Below are 19,947 nucleotides of genomic sequence, written 5' to 3'. Positions count from 1 at the left end.
CCTATGGCCATAGGGAACGGCTATCCGCGGCGACGGGCTTTGGTCTTGGACACCCGCGCCCGATCACCCGAAGCTGGGGCGGACCCCGACGAAGGAGGAACAGCTGATGGCCGCGATCCCGGACGTGATGCGGGCGGCCGTGCTCGCCGAGCCAGGACGGATGCGCGTGGCGGAGCTGCCGGTGCCGGAGCCGGGGCCGGAAGACGTGCTGGTGCGGGTGCACCGCGCTTCACTGTGCGGCACCGATCTCAAGATCCGCAGCCGTGCCTTCTTCCCCGACGGCGGCCCGCCGGCCGGCACGTTCGTCCCCGGTCACGAATACGCCGGCCGCGTCGTCGCGGTCGGGTCCACTGTGGACGAGTTCCGCGTCGGGGACCGGGTCGTCACCGAAGCCCACCGGGGTTGCATGCGGTGCGTCAACTGCCTGTCCGGGGCCTACACCGAGTGCCTGAACAGCGGCCGTCACGACAAGGGCCACCGGACCCAGGGCATGACCGTCAACGGCGGGTTCGCCGACTACGTCGTCAACCACGTCTCGACAGCGCACCGCCTCCCCGACGGGATCAGCTTCGACGCGGGCGTCGTGCTCACCACCGTCGGCACCGTCATGCACGCCTTCGACGTGCTGGGCGATCTGCTCGTCGGCGCCCGGGTCGCCATCCTCGGCCCAGGACCGATCGGGCTGCTCGCCGTTCAAGTGGCGAAGGCGCTCGGCGCGGACCTGATCGCGCTGCTCGGCACCCGCGAGTCGCGGTTGGAGCTGGGGCGGGTTTACGGCGCCGATCCGGTCCTGAACGTCCGGGACGGTACCGCCGTCGGGCAGGTCCGGGACAGCACCGGCGGGCAGGGCGTCGACGTCGTCCTGGAGTGCTCCGGGGCACCTGCCGCCGTCGACGACGCGCTGGGGCTCGTCAAACGCGGCGGCAAAATCGTCCTGGTGGGCTTCTTCGACCGGCCCGTGACCGCCGACCTCAACCGGGCCGTCATGAACGGCCTCACGCTGCACACCGTCCGCGGCGAAGGAGCCGGTTCCCTCGCCCGCGCCATCGCCTTGGCCGGCCAAGGGCGGCTCGACACCGAAGCCCTGGTCACGCACCACTTCCCGCTCGAGGAGGTGGCCGAAGCGTTCGACACCTACGCCGAGCGGAGAGGCGACGCGATCAAGGTCATGCTCGACATCGCGGACGAGCCGGTCTGAGCATGGACGAGCACTCGACCGTCGAGCACATGACGCGGGTCGCCGCCGAACTCCTCGATGCGCTGCCACCGGACGTACGTGCCCGCGCTCAACAGCTTCCCGTCGGCGATCCCGCCGTCGAAGCCGAACGGGTCCGGTGGTTCTACACGCCCACCGACCACGGCGGAGTCGCGGTGCGTGAGCTGCCGCCCCGGCAGCAGAGCCTGGTCATGCAGCTGCTGGCCACCGGACTGACCCGGCCGGCATACGTCACCGCCTGCACCGTGATGGGCCTGGAGAACGTCCTCGACGAACTCGAAGGGTGGCAGGTCGACTGGGGGCGCGAGCGCGGCCGGGATCCGGGCCTGTACTGGGTCCGCGTGTTCGGGCGCCCCGGAGACGACACCTGGGGCTGGCGCGTCGGCGGGCATCACCTGTCGGTGAACCTGCTGGTGCGGGCCGGGCGGATCGCCGCGGTGACACCGTCGTTCCTCGGCGCCGACCCCGCCTGCTCGCCGGCCCTCGGCGGGATGTTGCGGCCGCTCGGCGGGACCGAAGATCTCGCCCGGACGCTGATGCGGTCGCTTCCCGCGCCCGAACGGGCCCTGGCTCTCCTTCATCCGCGCGCGGTCTCGGACATCGTCTCGGGCAACCGGGCCCGGGTCCGGCCGGGCGACCGGATGATCCACATGCAGCAGCTGTTCCGTGGCCCGCTGCCCACGCCGCGCCTGGCCGCGCTCGTCGATCGGATCGACGAAACCGCGGAGACCGGTTCCGGCTACACCGAAGCCGACCACGCGTGGCTCGCCCTCGGGCCGCGGCCGCAGGGTGTCGCCGGGCAGGACATGACGGCCGAGCAGCGGCGGCTGTTGCGCGACCTGCTCGCGACGTACACCGACCGCTCGCCGCAGCCGGTCGCCGACGCCCACCGCCGCCACTACCTCGACGACCGCAACCTCGACCTCGTGCACCTGGCCTGGGCCGGGAGCCTCGCCCCGGGCGAACCGCATTACTACCGGCTCACCGGACCGCGGTTGCTCGTCGAGTACGACAACACGCAGCGGCACGCCAACCACGCGCATTCGGTGTGGCGTGATCCGGACGGCGACTTCGGCCTCGATCCACTGGCGGCCCACCGGGCCACGGACCCGCACTGACGCCGGTCAGCAGACGAGGGCGTCCGAAGGCAGCTCTCCGCTGGTGACCAGCGGCAGCTCCACCGCGCTCAGGAGGTCGGCGAACCGCCGGGCGAGCTGCGTCATCGGGCCGCGACCGTAGGCGGTCAGCTCGCGGTAGAGCGGCGGGGCCGGGGAACGGACGTGGTGGCTCCAGCCGTACGGGACGGCGTTCGCGGGGACGATCGTCAGGCCGACACCCTCGACGGCGAGCCGCAGGGCCGCGGCGACCTGGCCCACGCACGCGACGACCCTTGGCGTGAAGCCGAGTGAGCGAGCCGCCCAGTCCAAGACCTCCGACATCCCTTGTTCCGGTTCGAAGTGGACCCACTTGGCCTCGGCGAGCTCGGCGGCCGAGGCGGGCTCCGGGCCGAACGGTCCTGGCCCGGCCAGGACCAGGCTTTCGAAGCCGAGGGTCACGATGTCGCCGCCCCAGTCCCAGTCCCGGGGCCGCGGGCCGATGGCCAGGTCGCCGTGGCCGGAGCGCATCGCGGCTTCGAGGTCACGGCGGTGGGAGTGGTCGTGCAGCCGCAACACGGTGGTGGGGTACCGGTCGTGCCAGCGCACCATGGCCGGCGGCAGCACCCCGGACGCCACCGACCGGATGGTCACGACGTGCAGCTCGCCGACAAGACCGTGCACGAGGTCCATCACCGACCGGCGGCCCGACTCGACCGCCGCGAGCGCCGCGCGAGCCCGGGGCAGGAAGACCCGTCCAGCCGCGGTGAGGGCGCTGCCCTGGCGGCCGCGTTCGAGCAGTGCGGCGCCCAGTTCCTTTTCGAGCGCTTGGATCTGCTGGGACAGAGATGGCTGGGCGACGAGCAGTTCGTGCGCCGCCCCGCTGAACGAACCGGCGTCGCAGATGGCGACGAAGTACTCGAGTTGACGCAGACGCACGGCAGCAACTCACTGTTCAGGGGCGGTCAGGCCGTGGAGGACGAGATTCGTGACGGTGTCGGCAACGCGGCTGTCACCGAGGTCGTCGGCGGGCAGGGCGTGGTTGAGGCCGGCGAGCATGACGCCCACGGCCGCCGCCAACAGTTCGGGGTCGCCGGGGAGCGGCTCACCGCGGCCACGCCGGTCCTCCAGGTGCTTGCGCAGTGGGGCTGTCCAGGTGGTCAGCTCGGCCCACAACCGTCCGGAGGCCGGGGCGGCGGCGGTCGCCTGCTGCAGCAGGCCGATGGCGGTGGGGCGATGGGTGCGCAGTGCCGTCCAGCAGGCCGTGACGTGCGCGCGGATCGGGTCGTCGCCCGCGGGACCGGGGGCCGCTGTCTCGGTGAGTTCGCTGCGCAGCACGGCCAGGAGCTGCTCCTTGTCGTCGAAGTGGGTGTAGAAGGAGCCGACGGCGCGGCCGGCCGCGGCGGCGATGTCGGTGATCTTGGTGTCGAGGTAGCCGCGTTCGCCGAACAACCGCTTCGCCGCGGCCAGCAGGTCGGTCCGTGTCCGGCTCGCGAGTTCGGCCCGCCTGCCCATCAGCCCGTGACGTGGGGGAGGAGGTGGCCGGCGGATTCGTGGAGCTGGGTTCGCACGGTGTCGAGGTCGATGTCGAGGAGGGTGTGGTCGCGTTTGCGCCAGCGCCCGGCGATCATGACGGCTTCGATGTCGCCGGCGGTCGCGTGCAGCGCGGTGGCGACCGGGTTCGGTGCCGGGGCGTCGATGACGATGAGGTCGGCCTGCATACCGGCGTCGAGCCGGCCGACGCGGTCGGCGAGGCCGAGGGCGCGGGCGCCTTCGACGGTGGCCCAGGCCAGTGCCTGCTTGGCGGTGATCGTCGCGGTGAGAGAGAAGGAGCCGGTGGACCGCCGGTGGTGGTCGTGGTCGTGGCCCCGCTGGTGCGCCAAGGCGATCCGGGCGGCGGAGAGTACGTCGGCGGGTGTCACGGCGTCCGTGTCGGTGCCCAGTGATGGCGCGGCGCCGAGCCGGAGCACGTGGCCGGTGATGGGGAAACAGTGGCCTTGGCCGAGTTCGTTTTCGGGGGTGCTGGTGAAGCTTGCGCCCGAGTCGACGAGTGTCTTGAACCAGTCGTCGGTGAGTCCGGCACCATGCACGACGTTGGTGGTGGTGCTCAGCAGCCCGGCGTCCCGGACCGCGTCCCAGCCCGGCCCTGGCTCGCCACCGCTCTGGTGCATCGACACCACCAGCCCGCGTTCGGCGGCGGCGCGGAAGTCGGCGACCGCGGCGTCCGGAGTGGACAGTTGTGGTCCGCGGACGGCCATGCCGAGGGTGAGCAGCGGGTGAGCCGCGATCGGGCCGTCGAGCAGCCGGTCGATCTCGTCGACCGGGTGGCCGGCGTCGGCCGCGGAGTACGGGGTGCCGTGCAGGAAAACCCCGCGGATCCCGGATGCCGCGAGGCCGTCGATCGCGGCGTCTGTGTGGTCCGGGGTGGGCGTGTTGTGGCACCAATCGCCCACGGTCGTGGTGCCACGGTCGAGCTGGCTCAGCGCGCCGGCGAGCGTGCCGACACGCATGTCCTCGGGGCGGTAATGCCGGGCCACGGCGCCGTGCATGCGGCCGAGGTAGTCCGCCAGGGTCCAGTCGGTGCCCACGCCCCGGAGCGCGGTCTGCCAGGTGTGGAGATGGGCGTTGACCAGACCGGGCATGATGACCCGGCCGGTGACGTCGACGATCTCCGCGCCGGTTGCGTCGAGACCTTCGCCGATGCCGGCGATGCTGTCGCCGTCGATGAGGATGTCGGCGTGCTCGGCGTCGGGCCGGTGCGGCACCATGGTGATCACCCGCGCGCCGCGCAGGAGGGTGCGGCTCATTCGGCCACCTCCGGGGTCATGGTGCTGACGGCGGCGCGGGTCGACTCGAGGAAGTCGTGGGTCGCGATGTGCCCGAGGTAGCCGTCGGGCCGGACGAGCAGCAGCGTGTCGCCCTCGACTCCGTAACCGCTGCGGAATCCGGGCCGGTCGTCGGCCGTGATACGTCGGAGCGGCGCTCCCGCGGCAGGCCAGTCGAGCTCGTCGCTCGCCGCCGCGGCCTTGGGACCGTACGCGACCAGGGTGAAGTGCGGTCCCCGGTAGGTGTCGAACAGCCGTGAACCGGGCAGGTCGGCGTCCGGTGCGCGGTCGCCGGCCTGCAGCGTCGTCGTGCGGTCGCCTCCGGCCGGGGCGAGCGGACCGCCATGGTAGGTCAGCGACAGCTGCTGTTCGTCCTTGCCGCGGCGCAGGCTTGCCGGGTCGAGCTTGGCGATGCCTTCGTACTTCTTCGTGGACAGGCCGAGCACACCCGCGGCGATCGGCAGGCGTTCGGCTTCGTAGCTGTCGAGCAGTCGCGGGCTGGCTCCGGCGAGGACCTGGCCGAGTTTCCAGCCGAGGTTGTAGGCGTCCTGGATGCCGGTGTTGAGTCCCTGCGCGCCGGCCGGCGTGTGCACGTGGGCGGCGTCGCCGGCGAGGAAGACCCGCCCACGGCGGTAGGCCTCGGCCAGGCGGATGTTGGGCCGGAACACCGACCGCCACCGGATGTCGCGCACGGCGATGGCCCGGTTCCGCGTGTGGGCCCGGATCCGCCGGGTGATCGCCTCCTCGCCCTCGGGCGGCTCCTCGTCCGGAGACAGGCGGATCATCCACTGGAACAGATCGGTGTGCGGCAGCGGGCACGCGCCGGCGAACCGGCCCTGCACGCCCGGCCAGACGTGCCAGCGGTCACGGGACAAGCCGGTGGTGACGGCGTCGACGATGAGCATCCGATCTCCCTCGCGGGTCTCGCCGAGGAAGCCCACGCCGAGGTGCTTGCGGACGGCGCTCGAACCCCCGTCCGCGCCCACGAGGTAGCGGGCGGTGATCCGTTCGGTGCCGCTGTCGCCGGTCACCGTGGCGGTGACCGACGTGGCGTCCTGGGCGAACTCGAGGAGCTCCCGGCCGTATTCGACCTTGCCGCCCAGCTGTTCGAGCCGGTCGTGCAGCACGGCGTCGGTGCGGTACTGGGGCATCAGCCGGGTGTTCGGGTACGGGACGTCGGCGCTGCGTTCGCGGTTGCGGAACATTCGCCACGGAACGGCGAGGGGGCCCAGGTGGATGCCCAGCCTCGGGTAGTCGCTGCTGCCGGCGAGGACGTCGTCGAGCGCCCCGAGGTCGTCGAAGACTTCCAGGGTGCGCGGCTGGAGCCCTTTGGCGCGGGAGCCTTCGAAGGAGTGCGGGGCCTTGTCGATGATCCGGGCCGCGAGGCCACGGCGGGCCAGGTCGATGGCCAGGGTGGTGCCGGCCGGGCCGGCACCGGCGATCAGGACGTCGAGAGTTTCGTTCATGGTTCGAGCCGATCCGGGTGGGGAACGGCGAACGACGCGAGCAGGTCGCCGACGTCGTCCGGTCGTTCGTAGGGGGCCATGTGGCCGCATTCGGTGATGACGTGGGTCTGCCGGGGGCGCAACAGGTCGTGGACGGTGTCGAGGTGGGTGACCGGGGTGACCTGGTCGTCGTCGCCCCACACCAGCAGGATCGGAAGGCCCAGATCGCCCGTGCTGCGGAACAGGTCCTGCCGTTCGTAGAGCGGAAAGCGTTGCAGGGTCTGGAAGAACGCGTAGAGGGAGCCTTCGTACCGGTAGGCGTCCCGCACCATGGCGACCAGCCGGGCGGAGAGCCCGGGGTCGCGGACGTTGTGCCCGAGGTGGCCTTCCAGGAGCTTGCGGCCGAAGCGGCGGGCGACGAATCCGGCGAGGAAATCGTTGCGCAGCAACCGTTGTGCGCGGGGACGTTCGCCCAGCCCGGCCGGGCCCACGATGGTGAGCGTGGTGACCGATTCGGGGTGCAGGGTCGCGTAGGCCATCGCGATCAGAGCACCCATCGAGGTGCCGACGACGTGCCGCGGCGGCGTGGGGTCCACGGCCGAGGTCAGCTCGTCGAGCTGCCGGACGAACAACGCTTCGTCGTAGCGGCCCCGGATGCGATCGGAGTAGCCGCGGCCGTAGGCGCTGTAGGCGAGAGTGCGCAGGCCGCGGGTGTGCAAGCGGGCCGCGAGACCGTCCCAATAGGACAGCGGGATCGTGAGGCCGCCGACGAGGACGACGAGTTCCCCGTCGTCGGGACCGGTCAGCTCGTAGTGCGTCACCCCGTCGGTCAGGTCGACGAAGCTGCCGCGCAGAGTCCGTCGTGCGGCCGCGTCGAGCCGGTGGTCCTCGTCCGAGGCGACGAAGTACTTCATCACAGGAACTCCTTGATCGCCGCGGCCACCCAGGCCGGGGCCTCTTCCGGAAGCAGGTGGCCACCGTCGGTGTGGACCCGCTCGACGGCGCCCGGGATGTCGCGGGCGAAGTGCTGGCCGTCGACGCCGGCGCTACGCAGGACCAGCGTCGGCACCGAGATCTTGGGGGTTTCGGCGCTGCGGTCGGGCTGGTCGGTGTTGGCGAAGTCGACGAACGCCGACCGATTCCCCGGGCGGCTCGTCAGCGCGTGCACCCGGTCGACCATGGCGTCGTCCACGATCGCCTTGTTCGCGCCGACGGCTTCCCGCAGCCCGCGTTCCGTCGCGCTGCGCGGCAGCCAACGCCGCAGCAGTGGGCGAAGCAGGGGATTCCGGGCCAGCCGCAACCCGGCGGGCAGGGTCTTCTCCGGGTAGCCCGTGGCGTTGATCAGTACCAGCGCGTCCACCCGCTCGGGGGCGTCCAGGGCGAGGTTCCACGCGATGTTGCCGCCGAGCGAGTTCCCGGCCACCGCGAAGTGCGGCAGGCCTAGCGCGGTCATGAAACGGGCGATCGTGTCCGCGTAGGTCCGGACGCGGTAGTCGCGATCGGGCCGCGGCCCCGTCCGACCGAAGCCGGGCAGATCCGGGCGGATCACGTCATGGGACGGCGACAACAGCGCCGCGACCCGCTCGAAGCCCTCCAACGACGACCCGCTGCCGTGCAGAAGTACCACCGCGGGCCCGTGGCCTGCGCGTTCGTAGTGAACGTGCAGGCCGTCGACCGAAACTGACTGGGTGTGGGTGCTCTTCATAATGGCAACAGTGTTGCCATTATTGCGGTGGGTGTCAACGTGAGGCCATACTTCTGGGTGTGCCGAGTTCGTCACTGCCTGCCGAAGCCACCGCGTCCACACGACGATCACGGGGTCGACCCGCCGTCCCGCTGGACCGGATCCTCGCCACGGCCTTACAGCTCGTCGACGAGGAAGGCGCTGAAGCTCTGTCGATGCGCACTCTCGCGCAACGGCTCGAATCGGGTACGGCCACGCTGTACCGCCACTTCGGCAACCGGGCGGCCTTGATCACCCACGTGATCGATCGCGTATTCGGCGAGGCGGACCTCGACCCCCGGGTGCTGGCGGAGCTGAGCTGGGACCAGGCCTGCCGGGCGATCGCCCAGTCGATGTTCGACACGCTGGGCCGGCACCGGAAGATCGCACCCCTGCTGATGGAGCAGACGCCGACCGGGCCGAACGCGATGGTGCTGCGGGAACGCTGCCTGGCCGTCCTGCTCGCCGGTGGCCTCCCGCCGAGCCTCGCGGCGCGCGCCTACGCGACCCTTGCGCGCTACGTCCTCGGCTTCGCGATCCAGCTCGCCGGATCGGGCGACGACGCCGAGCCGGAGCGGGCGTCGGCACATTTCCGCCACGTGTCGCCGGCGGAGTTCCCGGCCACCCTCGCGGTCGTGGACTCCTTGCCGGTGCCGCTGGAAGACGAGTTCGCCTTCGGTCTGGAGCTGATCATCGGCGGCCTACGCCAGCTGGACGCCCGCTGACGGGAACTCGCGGACAGGTGCTCGGCCGGCTGGTTCAGGGTGGAGAGTGGGCCCGTTGTGTTCAGGCGGCGGTGTCCGGACCGGTCGCGGTGGTGTCGAGGTCGGGTAGTGGCCGGCTGCAGACCTCGTGGGCCTCGGCCGCGGTGAGGCCGAGCATGCGCAGCAGGTCCTCGGCCACCTGGTCGGTCGTGGCGGCGTCGTCGCGCTCGGGCTGCCGGTGCAGCAGGTGGCCGAGGCCGAGCGCGGTCCCGGCGACCGTGACCATGGCGAGTTCGGTGTCCTGGACGGTGAAGCGGCCGGCTCGCACGGCGGCCTCGATGTCGCGGTGGGCGCGGGGAGCGAGCCCGCTCTTCGAGGTGGCGAGCTCGAGACCGTGGTGCAGGAGCACCTTGCTGAGTTCGGGATGCCGCCGGTGCAGGCGCCCGGTCAGCCGGAAACTCTGCGCGAAGACCTGCGCCGGGTCGTCCAGGCCGGCGGTCAGCTCGTCCAGCAGGGCGCCGTGCGTGTCGAGGGCGTCCTCGACCGCGGCCTGGAAGAGCTGCTCTTTCGTCTCGAAGTGGTTGTAGAACGACCCCATCCCGACGTCCGCGGCCTGGGTGATCTCCAGGATCGGCGCCGCGGTCTTCCCTTCGGCGATGAGGGCCTGGGCCGCCCGGACCAGGGCTGCGCGGGTGTGAGCCTTGCGCCGTTCCAGCCGGCTCGGAGCGCGCTCCGGCATCCGTACTCCCGTCTTCTCTGGTCGTCGCCGCATCCTAGCCTATCGCGTCACTGATGAGGAAATCGTCAGAAACTCTTGACTGAGGATGTGCTCGTAACTGACGATATCGTCATCAACGTGGACGGAGGGAGCAGCCGTGGGAGATCCGCACAGCGGACTGCACAGCGAGCACGGTGCGCTCGCGGGTGAGCACCCCGGCCGGGCGGCCAACCCGGTGATCAAGGTGCACGACCTGGCCTGGCTGGAGTTCGAAAAGCCGGATCTGAAGCGGGCGGAGATGTTCGCCCGGGCCTTCGGGTTCACCACCGTGCTCAGCACCGGCCGCGAGCTGCACCTGCGAGGCACCGATGCCGGCGCGCCGTGCGTGATCATCCGCAAGGGGGCGCGGTCGAAGTTCCTGGGTCCGGCGTTCCTGGCCGCAGCCCCGGGCGACGTCCTGCGGCTGGCCGAAGCCACCGGGCGGCAGGCGAACAGGCTGCCGGAGACGCTCGGCGGCGTCGTCGTGGACCTGCCCGATCCGAGCGGCCTGCGGGTCCGGGTCGTTTCGGACACGGACGAACTGCCAGCGCTGCCGCCGCAGGACCCGCAGCTGCTCAACTTCGGCCACGAGGTCCGGCGGGTCAACGCCACGCAACGCCCGCCCCGGGCCCCGGCGCTGGCGCAGCGGCTCGGACACGTGGTGCTGCAGACGACCCGCTACCGCGAGGCGCTGGACTGGTACGTGGAACACCTCGGCATGATCGTCAGCGACTTCCTGTACTACCCCGGGCAGCGCGAGCGCGGACCGGTCATGAGCTTCATCCGGTGCGACCGGGGTGCCACTCCGGTCGATCACCACACGCTGGCCATGGTGCTCGGCCCCGCCGACCGCTACGTGCACTCCGCTTACCAGGTCGCCGACCTCGACGCGCTGGCCGCCGGCGGCGAGTACCTGCGCGCGCAGGGCTACCACCATTCGTGGGGCATCGGCCGGCACATCGAGGGCAGCCAGCTGTTCGACTACTGGCGTGACCCGGACGGGTTCCTGGTCGAGCACTTCAGCGACGGTGACCTGTTCGACAACACCCTCGAGCCCGGCTGGGCGCCGATGACCGCCTCCGGCCTGGCCCAGTGGGGGCCGCCGGCGACCGCCGACTTCCTCGGTGTCAAGCCGGGCAAGGGATCCCTGCGCGAGCTGCGTGCGGTGTTCGCCGCGCTGCGTGAAGACAACGAATTCGACGCCCAGCGCTTCCTGGGCCTGCTGAAAGTGGCCCGCTCATGAGTCTGACCGTCCTGCGAACCGCCGACGCCTGGTACCTCGACACCCCGTCCGGCGCGGCGAAGATCGACACGGCGGCGGAGACCACCGCCGAACTGCTCGGTGACCGCGCGGCGGTCACGGCCGCGGCCGGCTCCGAGGACACCGTGCCGGTCTCCTCGCTCGACCTGGTCTCCCCGGTCACCGCGCCCTGCCGTGTGGTCGCCCAGATGACCAACTTCACCTCGCACGTCACGGACGCCGGGATGGACCCGAAAACGGTGCCCCTGACGTTCTTCCGCAAGGCGTCCGGCTCGATCAGCGGTCCGTTCGACGACGTCGTCAAACCGGCGCACGTGCGGCTGCTCGACTACGAGGTGGAGATCGGGCTGGTCATCGGCCGGGAGATCCCTGTCGGCAGCGAGATCACCGCTCCGCAGGACTGCGTCGCGGGTCTGGTGGTGACCGACGACGTGTCCGCCCGCGACATCCAGCTGCCGCAAACCCAGTTCTACGAAGCCAAGTCCTACCCGACGTTCACCCCGGTCGGGCCCGCCCTCGTGCTCTTGGACGCCGGTGAGTTCGGGCGGTTCGCCGACCTGCGGCTGCGGCTGTCGGTCAACGGCACGGTGCGCCAGAACGCGGTCGTCGGCGCCGACATGATCCACCGCCCGCTCGAGGCCCTGCATGCCTTGGCCCGGTTCCAGCGGCTGGATCCCGGCGATCTGGTGCTCACCGGGACTCCCGCCGGCACCGCGTTGTCCGCACCGCCGAAGGCTGTCGAGAAGCTCGCCGCGCTGCTGCCGCCGGCACTGAAATGGAAGCTGTTCTTCAAGGGCCAGGCGAAGAACTCGAAGTATCTGGCTGACGGCGACGTCGTCGAGGCGTCGATCGCAACCGACGACGGCGCCCTCGACCTGGGCACCCAGCGCACGGTCGTGAGGTGCCAGCGATGACCGGCGCTTCCCTGTGGCCCCGCTACGCGGAGCCCGCCGATCTGGCCGCGATCGAGGCCGTCCCGCTCGCCGAACGAGGCTTGCCGGAGTCGACCTACGCCCTGCTCTCCCGCGCCGCCGGGTGGTGGCCGGATCACCCGGCGACCACCGTGTTGCCCGAGGCGGCGCGGTGGCGAGAACCGGTCCGGCGCACCTTCGCCGAGCTGCTCGCCGACGTCCACCGCTACGCGAACCTGTTGTGGGAGCTGGGAATCCGGCGCGGCGACGCCGTGGCCCTGATGGCCCCCAACTGCGCCGACCTGATCCCGGCGACCCTCGCCGCGCAGCTCGCCGGGATCGCGGCCCCGCTGAACGGCGGCCTGTCCCGCGACCACCTCGGCGAACTGCTCCGCCGGTCCGGCGCGCGCGTGCTGATCACCGCCGGGCCGGAACTCGCCCCGGAAATCTGGGACACCGCTCGGACCCTGGCCGCCGAGCTGGACGTCGTCCTCGTGCTGCGCCCGACCGGCGCGGCCGGCGAACCGGCCGCACTGCCCGCCATCAAAGGGGTGCGTGTCGGCTACCTCGCCGACCTCGCGGCTGGCCACGACGCCACCGACTTCGACGGTGAACCCCCGGTGGCGTCGGACCTGGCCGCGTTGTTCCACACGGGAGGCACTACCGGGGCGCCGAAGCTCGCCGCGCACACGCACGCCAACGAGGTCACCGACGCGTGGATGATCGCGGCCAACTCGCTGCTCGACCCCGGCTCGGCCGTCTTCGCGGCGCTGCCGCTGTTCCACGTCAACGCGCTGGTGGTCACGCTGCTCGCGCCGCTGTTCAAGGGCCAGCACGCGGTGTGGGCCGGCCCGCTCGGCTACCGCGAACCGGCGTTGTACGGGCAGTTCTGGAAGATCGTCGAGCACCACCGGATCGCCGCGATGAGCGCGGTGCCGACCGTGTACGCGGTGCTCGCGCAGTGCCCGGTGGACGCCGACATCGCCAGCCTGCGATTCGCCATGGTCGGCGCTTCGCCGCTGCCCGCGGCGGTGCGGGCGGGCTTCCAGACACACACCGGCGTCACCCTGGTCGAGGGCTACGGGCTCACCGAAGCCACCTGCGCCAGCGCACGCAGCTTTCCCGACGCACCGCGTCCCGGCAGTGTCGGCCAACGCATGCCGTACCAGCGAATGAAGGTCGTCCACCCGGAAACGGGGGAGGAGCTGCCCGGCGGCGAGACCGGGGTGCTGGCCATCGGCGGTCCCACCGTGTTCCCCGGCTATGTCGTAGGACGTGCCGGAAACGCGTACGTCCTGGACGGCCTCGGCAAACTCCGTGACGGCTGGCTGGACACCGGTGACCTGGCCCGGCTGGACGCCGACGGATTCGTGCGGCTGGCCGGCCGGGTCAAAGACCTCATCATCCGCGGCGGCCACAACATCGACCCGGCGATGATCGAGGACGCCCTCCTGAGCCACCCGGACGTGACCGCGGCCGGCGCGGTCGGTCGTCCGGACGAGCATTCCGGAGAGGTCCCCGTCGCGTACGTGACCCTCGTTCCCGGTGCCACCGTCACCGAGGACGAACTGCGGGCGTGGGCCGCCGGCCGCGTGCCCGAGCGGGCCGCCGCACCGAAGGAGGTCACAGTGCTCGACGCGCTGCCGGTGACCGATGTCGGCAAGCCCTACAAGCTCGCGCTGCGTGCCGACGCCAATCGCCGCGCGATCACCGAGGCGCTGGTGGCGTTCGACGGGGCGACCGTCGACGCGGTGATCGAGGACGGAACCGTGGTCGCCACCGTCACCCTTCCGTCCGAAGTGGACGAGTCAAAGGTGGCGGCGACTCTCGCCCGCTACACCGTTTCCACCCGCTTGACCTGCCAAGGAAAATCATGACCGTCCTGATCGTACTGTCCGTCCTCGGGGCGGCCGTCTTCTTCCTTTTCGGTGCGGCCAAGGTGTTCGCGCTCGCGCCCATGCGGGAACGCGCCGCGCATGCCGGGTTCTCCGTCGGCGCCTACCGCGGCATCGGTGCGCTGGAGATCGCCGGCGCCGCCGGACTCCTGTTCGGCTTGGCCGTGCCGGTGCTCGGCATCTTGGCCGCCGTCGGCCTGCTTCTCCTGCTCGCGGGCGCCCTCGTCACCCACGTGCGCAACCACGACCGAAGCCGCGACCTGGTACCGGCGCTGGTCAGCGCGGCGCTCGTCGCCGGCTACCTCGTCGCCCTCGGAGTGTCGCCGTGAAGGTGCCCGTCGTCATCCTCGGGGCAGGCCCGACCGGATTGACCACCGCGGCCCTACTCGGCCGGTACGGCGTCGAGTGCCTGGTGATCGAGCGGTGGGACTCGGTCTACGCGCAGCCTCGCGCGGTGCACCTGGACGACGAGGTCCTCCGCATTCTCGGGCGGCTTGGGCTGGCCGGGGAGTTCGCCGCCATCTCCCGGCCCTGCCACGGGCTGCGGCTGCTCGACCCGGACCTGCGGGTGCTGGCCGAGTTCCGCCGTTCCCCGGGCGCCGGTCGCCACGGTTACCCGGAGGCGAACATGTTCGACCAACCCGATCTGGAGTACCTGCTCCGCACCCACTTGGAGACGATCGGCGCGGTCACCCTGCGCGGCGGTACCGAGGTCACCGGCATCTCACAGGACGAGGCCGGCGCGCGGGTCGCGGTGACCGACCGCGGCACCGGTGCGCGGGAAACGATCCACGCGGACTACGTCCTCGGCTGCGACGGCGCCAACAGCCTCACCCGGACGGCGATCGGCGCGACGATGACCGACCTGAAGTTCGACCAGCGCTGGCTCGTGGCCGACATCGCCACCCCCGCCGACCTCGGCGCCTGGGAAGGGGTGCACCAGGTCTGCGACCCGCGCCGCGCCGCGACCTACATGCGCATCGGGAAAACCCGCTACCGCTGGGAATTCCGGCTGCTGCCGGGGGAGACCGCCGATGACTTCGGCCACCTCGACCGGCTGCACCCGCTGGTCGCGCCGTGGACCGGGGACATCCCGGCCGGCGACCTGGAGATCGTCCGCGTCGCCGAGTACACCTTCCGCGCGCGGGTCGCGGACCGGTGGCGCGACCGCAGAGTGTTCCTGCTCGGTGACGCCGCCCACCTCACCCCGCCGTTCATCGGCCAGGGCATGGGCGCAGGGCTGCGCGATGCCGTCAATTTGGCCTGGAAACTCGCCGGCGTCCTCGACGGGACCCTGCCCCAGAGCACGCTCGACACCTACGAGGCCGAACGCAAGCCGCACGCCCGCGCCATGATCCAGCGAGCCGTGCTGATCGGCAAGGCCATGACCGAAGGCGGCCGGTTCGGCGTCCTCATTCGCCGGGTGGTCGCGCCGCGCCTGAACGGCCGCGTCCTCGACAGCGCGACACCCGCACTGCACCGCTCGGACTTGGTCACGCGGCCTCGCTTCCGGCGGTCCCTGGCGGGACGGCTGTGCCCCAACGCCCTTCTCGACGACGGAACCCGCTTCGACGACGTGGCCGGCGGCCGCTTCGCCGTCGTCACCACGATCACGCCGTCGGAGACCGAGCGAGCCGCCATCCGGAAGTCCGGCGCGGTCCTCGTCACCACCCGGCGGTCCGGACGGCTGCACCGCTGGCTGCGTACCGGCGCGGCCGTCGTCCGCCCGGACGGCACGGTGCTGAGCGCCGGTAACCGCCTCTCCCGGTCCCTGCCGCGGTTCACCGCCCCCTGACAAGGAGCAACGATGCCCCGACGCAACGAAGTGCCGGTGTACCGGCCGGACATCTATTCGCCGCAGGCGATCCTGGACCCGTACCCGCACTACGCGAAGCTGCGTGAACTCGGGCCGGTGGTGTGGCTGCCCCGGCACAGGGCCTACGCGCTGCCCCGCTACGCCGAATGCAAGGCCGTGCTGCTGGACGACAAGACCTTCGTCTCCGGCGACGGCGTGGCCCTGAACCCCATCGCCAACCGGCTCTCCCGGGGCACGACCCTCAACAGCGACGGCGAAGACCACGCCCGCCGCCGGGCCCTGGTCGCCCACCGGCTCACCCCCCGGGCCCTGCGCGCCATGAGGGACGTGGTGGACCGCCAGGCGGCCGAGATCGTCGACGCCGCACTCGCCCGGCGCACCGTCGACGGCGTCGAGGTCGCGGCCGCACTGCCCGCCGCGGTGGTCCCAGATCTCGTCGGGTGGCCGGTGGAGGGGCGGGAGAACCTGCTGCGGTGGGGCGCGGCCACCTTCGACATCCTGGGTCCCTTGAACGGCCAGGCGGTGCGGGCGGTACCGGACAGTCTGGGAATGGCGCGGTTCGCGCACACCGTCGCGAAGCAGCGGAAGGTCCTGCCGGGCAGCATGGGTGACGACCTGCTGCGCGCGGCCGACGCGGGCGAACTCGCCCACGCCGAGTGCCCGGCGCTGATGATCGACTACCTGGCGCCGTCCCTGGACACCACCCTCAGCGCGATCGCGAGCGCCCTGCACCTGTTCGCCACCCACCCCGGCCAGTGGCAGCTCCTCAAGGACGATCCGGGCCTCATCCCCAACGCGGTCAACGAGATCGTCCGCTACGAATCCCCGTTGCGCGCCTTCAGCCGCAAGGTCGCGCGCGACGCCGAGGTGGCGGGCACCGCGCTGTCCGCGGGTTCCCGTGTCCTCGTCCTCTACGCCTCCGCCAACCGTGACGCACTGGAGTGGGACGACCCCGACACCTTCGACATCCGCCGGGACGCCGCCCGCCAGCTCGGCTTCGGCCACGGCACGCACGGCTGCGCCGGGCAAGGCCTCGCCCGCCTGGAAACCCAGGCGATGCTTCGCGCCCTCATCGCCCGCGTCGACCGGATCGAGCCGGCCGGGCCGCCTGAGTGGGCGCGCAACAACATCATCCACCGCCTCGGGCGGCTTCCGCTCGAACTCATCCCGGCCTGAAAGGGGACACCCGGTGAAGATCTCCGCCGACTACGACCGCTGCGAAGGACATGGCCTTTGCACCGAACAGGCCCCCGCGATCTTCGAACTCGACGACGACGCCGAACTCGTCCACCACTTCGAAGGCACTGACATCCCGCCGGAGCAGCTCGCCGCCGCGCGGGCGGCTGTCACCTCATGCCCGGTCGCCGCGTTGCGAGAGCTCTCGTGACACCACCGTGCTCGATCGTCGTCGCCGGCGAGTCCATCGCCGGCATCACCGCGGCGAGGGAGCTCCGAGAACTGGGCCACACGGGTCCGATCACCTTGATCGGCGCAGAAGACCGCGGCGCCTACGCCCGGCCTCCGCTCTCCAAGGCCGTGCTCAAGGACGACAGTTCCGACAGCACGCTCGGCTACCGGCTCGACGGGTTCGACATCGACCTCGTCCGCTCGCCCGCGGTGACCGCCGACGTCGACCGGCGGGTGGTGGCTACCGCGAACGGCCAAGAGATCGGCTACGACGCGCTCATCATCACCACCGGCGCTCGCGCCCGGCGGATCGCCGCTCCCGGGCAACGCGGCGAAACGGTGCTGCGGACCCTGGACGACGCACGCCGGCTGCGCACGCGGCTCGACGCCGCCCGTTCCGCTGTGGTCGTCGGCGCCGGTTTCCTCGGCATGGAGATCGTCAGCGCCTGTGTGGCCCGGGGCATCCCGGTCACCGTGGTCGACGTCGACCCGCCGTTGCGCCGCATCCTCGGCCCGTTCGTGTCCGAGGCGATCACCACGCGGGCCGAAGAACACGGCGTCCGCGTCGTCGTCACTCCAGGACCGGCGACGTTGGCCGGCGATCCGGTCGACGGCGTACGGCTGGCCGACGGCACCGTCCTCACCGCCGACCTGGTTGTCACCTGCTGTGGCGAGGTGCCGAACACGGACTGGCTGGCGGGGACCGGACTGGCTGATTCCCTCGGCGTCGGGATCGACCCGGCCTGCGCCACCGCGGTGCCGGGCGTGTTCGCCGCCGGGGATGTCACGTGCCTCCGCGCCGGCCGTGGCTCGCGCACGCCGTTCTGGTCCACCGCCGTCGCGCAGGGCAAGGCAGCCGCCGCGTCGGCACTGATGCTCGACCCGGCGGGACCGCCGCTGGACGACTACTTCTGGACCGAGATCCTCGGCCTGTCCATCAAGGTCGTGGGCCCGTTGCCGCCACCCGGCGAGCCGGATCTCGTCGAGGGAAGCGTGCCCGGCGGATCGGCGCTGCTGACCTGGCTCCGCGAAAACGGGCAGTGCACCGTCATCGCCTACGGCAAGCGCATTCCAGTGCCGAAGCTGCGTGCGCTGGCCGTCTGACGGGGCACGCCTACGCCCGGTTGCGGCCGACGATGCGCGCAGCTACCCTCTGACCTCGCACCGCTTCACGGCTCATCTGTGTGGACCGGCGACCGGCGCATCGCTCAGCCCGCTGTCCAGCAAGGGACTGGAACGACCAGCGAGCGTGGTGTTCGACTACGACGAAGCCATGTGGGACATGCGCTGCGGCTTCCCGGATCTCAGTCCTGCTGAGTGTCTGGTCAGCACTTTTATCGCTGCCGACGTCGCTGAGCTTCTCCCGTCGGCGACGACGATCATTCTCTGGCCTACACATTCGATTCGGATGTTGCTCGACCAGTTGTCCTGGCGTCGCCCCGGACGCGATGTGACGGTGGTCGAGCTGCACGTGACTCAACCGCTTGACGTTGTGCCTACAGAGATGAACCTGCCCTCAGGCGAAGTCTGACATAGGCCGCGCCACGAAGTAGCCAGGGCAGAAGGATGAGCAGAGGTGGACTTGCGTTCACCGGGAACTGGGGCGGCCGTGCACACGCGGGAGGACGACCGCCTCGAGAGCGCCCATTTCATAATCGCTTCTCTGGAGGGTTGTCTGGCTAGCTGGCGGTCTTCGGTGTGGTCCTGCGGTCGATGGCGTCGCTAAGCAGTGCAAAATCGGAGTCGAGACCCTGCGCGAACCGGGTGAGCGAGGTGATCACACGAGGGATCGCAGGTTGGGTCAGCGTGCTGTCATCCAGCTTGAATCGGTGGATTTGGCCGGCGCCGATCTCCTCGAAGTTGTCCATGGTGCCGTCGGCGTTACGTCGCCGGTCTCGGATGGTGTCGATCAAGCCATACCGAGAGAGCATCCGGTGGGCCTCGAAACCGCGATCAAGGTTGAATGTGTCCTGCCGGGCTGCCTGGGCAAGGAACACGCCGCCTTCCGCATGTCGGTCCGGGAACGCCTGCGCCATCAGGCGCAGCGTGAGGTAGGTGATGATCTCGTTGTCCGACAACGCGTCTAACCAGCCGTTGAGGAAGAATTCGACCGGGATGGTGACGACCAGCCGCCTGGTCTTTCCTCTGCCGGGCTTCGGCCGCGCGTAGTAGGTGGTGCCGTTCCCTGGGGCGTTGTTCGTGCCCTCGTCGAGCAGCGCGAATCGCTCGTAGCGGCCGTGAACACGTTCAGGCTCGATTTCTACCCGGCCGCAGTCGGCGAGGCGATCGAGCGCGCGCTTGATCTGCCTCTCCCGATTGGCCTTCGCGGTGCGGGGGTGGGTGCGCCTCTTCGTCGAGTCGACGGTCGGCAAGGCCGTGAACTCCACCCAGGTCGATAAGAGCGGGTTGTCGTTATAGCTGATGGGGAGACGGGTGCGGGAGTCTTTGGTTTGCGGTGAGCGCACCTGCTGCTCGAACAGTGCGAGCAGAAGCACTTGCAGTGCGGCGCTCTTGGAGGCGCTGACACGCTGAATCCGGGTCATGCCTGGGTGATCCTCGGTGACCCGCAACAGCCGGGACCTGACGGCAATCTGCGACACCGCCTCGGTTCTCGGGGACGGTTGCCAGACTCGCCGGCGCGCGTTCTGGGCGGTTTCGGCCACCCGTGAGTCGAGCAGCTCTTGCAGGCGCGCGATTCGTCTGTCGATCCTGGCCTTGGCAGGTCGGCCGGGGGTGCTACTGGGCGATGCCGGTGTTTCCATGGTCATCCAGAAAATTTTTGACGTGTAGACAGATACCTATTGACTGCGCCCGAGAGTAGCTTAACTATCGACAATGGCTCTACGGCGCAGTCTATCCGTAAAAGGAGGTGAGATGACAGACGGCAGATCTG

Annotated in this window: 20 protein-coding genes; 12 read left to right on the top strand and 8 right to left on the bottom strand. The window is 70.8% G+C overall.

Annotation, left to right across the window (positions count from 1 at the left end):
• Positions 1 to 106 precede the first annotated feature (106 nt).
• Positions 107 to 1,198, top strand: coding sequence for a zinc-dependent alcohol dehydrogenase (locus L324_RS39990; RefSeq protein WP_037321415.1), 1,092 nt, complete (start codon positions 107 to 109; stop codon positions 1,196 to 1,198).
• Positions 1,199 to 1,200: 2 nt separating this feature from the next.
• Entirely contained in the window at positions 1,201 to 2,334 is a 1,134-nt protein-coding gene (locus L324_RS39985; RefSeq protein ID WP_051174397.1) for a DUF3500 domain-containing protein, read from the top strand.
• Between the two features lie 6 nt (positions 2,335 to 2,340).
• On the opposite strand, the gene L324_RS39980 is transcribed toward L324_RS39985, so the two are convergent.
• From L324_RS39980 to L324_RS39955, 6 genes are read right to left on the bottom strand one after another with little or no spacing between them, the layout of a single operon-like run.
• Positions 2,341 to 3,249: a LysR family transcriptional regulator gene (locus L324_RS39980; RefSeq protein WP_037321413.1), complete on the bottom strand. Its 909-nt coding sequence runs from the start codon at positions 3,247 to 3,249 to the stop codon at positions 2,341 to 2,343.
• Positions 3,250 to 3,258: 9 nt separating this feature from the next.
• On the bottom strand, positions 3,259 to 3,825 hold the full coding sequence (locus L324_RS39975) for a TetR/AcrR family transcriptional regulator (protein WP_037321411.1): 567 nt from the start codon (positions 3,823 to 3,825) through the stop codon (positions 3,259 to 3,261).
• On the bottom strand, positions 3,825 to 5,117 hold the full coding sequence (locus tag L324_RS39970; protein WP_037321409.1) for an amidohydrolase family protein: 1,293 nt from the start codon (positions 5,115 to 5,117) through the stop codon (positions 3,825 to 3,827). The genes L324_RS39975 and L324_RS39970 overlap by 1 nt, the downstream gene beginning before the upstream one ends.
• Complete coding sequence (locus L324_RS39965; protein ID WP_037321406.1) at positions 5,114 to 6,601, bottom strand: FAD-dependent oxidoreductase; 1,488 nt, start codon at positions 6,599 to 6,601, stop codon at positions 5,114 to 5,116. Before L324_RS39965 ends, L324_RS39970 begins: the two co-directional genes overlap by 4 nt.
• Positions 6,598 to 7,494 carry an alpha/beta fold hydrolase gene (locus L324_RS39960; protein WP_037321403.1) on the bottom strand — a complete coding sequence of 299 codons (897 nt, stop codon included), beginning with the start codon at positions 7,492 to 7,494 and terminating at the stop codon, positions 6,598 to 6,600. Before L324_RS39960 ends, L324_RS39965 begins: the two co-directional genes overlap by 4 nt.
• Positions 7,494 to 8,285, bottom strand: a complete 792-nt coding sequence (locus L324_RS39955; RefSeq protein ID WP_037321402.1) for an alpha/beta fold hydrolase — start codon at positions 8,283 to 8,285, stop codon at positions 7,494 to 7,496. The genes L324_RS39960 and L324_RS39955 overlap by 1 nt, the downstream gene beginning before the upstream one ends.
• A 59-nt stretch (positions 8,286 to 8,344) precedes the next feature.
• On the opposite strand from L324_RS39955, the gene L324_RS39950 reads away from it, so the two are divergent.
• The gene (locus L324_RS39950) at positions 8,345 to 9,028 is read left to right on the top strand and encodes a TetR/AcrR family transcriptional regulator (RefSeq protein ID WP_201769705.1); all 684 of its coding nucleotides are present in this window, start codon (positions 8,345 to 8,347) and stop codon (positions 9,026 to 9,028) included.
• A 61-nt stretch (positions 9,029 to 9,089) separates the two neighbouring features.
• Here the strand turns inward: L324_RS39950 and L324_RS39945 are convergent, their stop codons facing one another.
• Entirely contained in the window at positions 9,090 to 9,746 is a 657-nt protein-coding gene (locus L324_RS39945; protein WP_037321400.1) for a TetR/AcrR family transcriptional regulator, read from the bottom strand.
• A gap of 136 nt (positions 9,747 to 9,882) precedes the next feature.
• On the opposite strand from L324_RS39945, the gene L324_RS39940 reads away from it, so the two are divergent.
• The 9 genes from L324_RS39940 (at position 9,883) to L324_RS39900 (ending at position 18,585) form a co-directional block, all read left to right on the top strand.
• Complete coding sequence (locus L324_RS39940; protein WP_037321398.1) at positions 9,883 to 11,007, top strand: VOC family protein; 1,125 nt, start codon at positions 9,883 to 9,885, stop codon at positions 11,005 to 11,007.
• Positions 11,004 to 11,939: a fumarylacetoacetate hydrolase family protein gene (locus tag L324_RS39935; protein WP_037321395.1), complete on the top strand. Its 936-nt coding sequence runs from the start codon at positions 11,004 to 11,006 to the stop codon at positions 11,937 to 11,939. The genes L324_RS39940 and L324_RS39935 overlap by 4 nt, the downstream gene beginning before the upstream one ends.
• The gene (locus L324_RS39930; protein WP_037321393.1) at positions 11,936 to 13,813 is read left to right on the top strand and encodes an acyl-CoA synthetase; all 1,878 of its coding nucleotides are present in this window, start codon (positions 11,936 to 11,938) and stop codon (positions 13,811 to 13,813) included. Before L324_RS39935 ends, L324_RS39930 begins: the two co-directional genes overlap by 4 nt.
• On the top strand, positions 13,810 to 14,160 hold the full coding sequence (locus L324_RS39925; RefSeq protein ID WP_037321391.1) for a DoxX family protein: 351 nt from the start codon (positions 13,810 to 13,812) through the stop codon (positions 14,158 to 14,160). The genes L324_RS39930 and L324_RS39925 overlap by 4 nt, the downstream gene beginning before the upstream one ends.
• Entirely contained in the window at positions 14,157 to 15,626 is a 1,470-nt protein-coding gene (gene mhpA, locus L324_RS39920) for a bifunctional 3-(3-hydroxy-phenyl)propionate/3-hydroxycinnamic acid hydroxylase MhpA (protein ID WP_328286167.1), read from the top strand. The genes L324_RS39925 and mhpA overlap by 4 nt, the downstream gene beginning before the upstream one ends.
• 12 nt (positions 15,627 to 15,638) lie before the next feature.
• The gene (locus tag L324_RS39915; RefSeq protein ID WP_037321389.1) at positions 15,639 to 16,823 is read left to right on the top strand and encodes a cytochrome P450; all 1,185 of its coding nucleotides are present in this window, start codon (positions 15,639 to 15,641) and stop codon (positions 16,821 to 16,823) included.
• Positions 16,824 to 16,836: 13 nt separating this feature from the next.
• Positions 16,837 to 17,034, top strand: coding sequence for a ferredoxin (locus tag L324_RS39910; protein WP_037321387.1), 198 nt, complete (start codon positions 16,837 to 16,839; stop codon positions 17,032 to 17,034).
• Positions 17,031 to 18,158, top strand: coding sequence for an NAD(P)/FAD-dependent oxidoreductase (locus L324_RS39905; RefSeq protein WP_037321385.1), 1,128 nt, complete (start codon positions 17,031 to 17,033; stop codon positions 18,156 to 18,158). Before L324_RS39910 ends, L324_RS39905 begins: the two co-directional genes overlap by 4 nt.
• A 145-nt stretch (positions 18,159 to 18,303) precedes the next feature.
• On the top strand, positions 18,304 to 18,585 hold the full coding sequence (locus tag L324_RS39900; protein ID WP_037321383.1) for a hypothetical protein: 282 nt from the start codon (positions 18,304 to 18,306) through the stop codon (positions 18,583 to 18,585).
• Positions 18,586 to 18,733: 148 nt separating this feature from the next.
• On the opposite strand, the gene L324_RS39895 is transcribed toward L324_RS39900, so the two are convergent.
• Positions 18,734 to 19,822 (bottom strand): hypothetical protein, encoded by a 1,089-nt coding sequence (locus tag L324_RS39895; protein ID WP_152547147.1) that lies wholly within the window; start codon positions 19,820 to 19,822, stop codon positions 18,734 to 18,736.
• Positions 19,823 to 19,947 lie beyond the last annotated feature (125 nt).

The sequence above is a fragment of the Amycolatopsis orientalis DSM 40040 = KCTC 9412 genome (assembly GCF_000478275.1).
Classification (GTDB): domain Bacteria; phylum Actinomycetota; class Actinomycetes; order Mycobacteriales; family Pseudonocardiaceae; genus Amycolatopsis; species Amycolatopsis orientalis.
The sequence above is the reverse complement of the archived record's forward strand: the minus strand, read 5'-3'. Positions and strand labels throughout refer to the sequence as shown.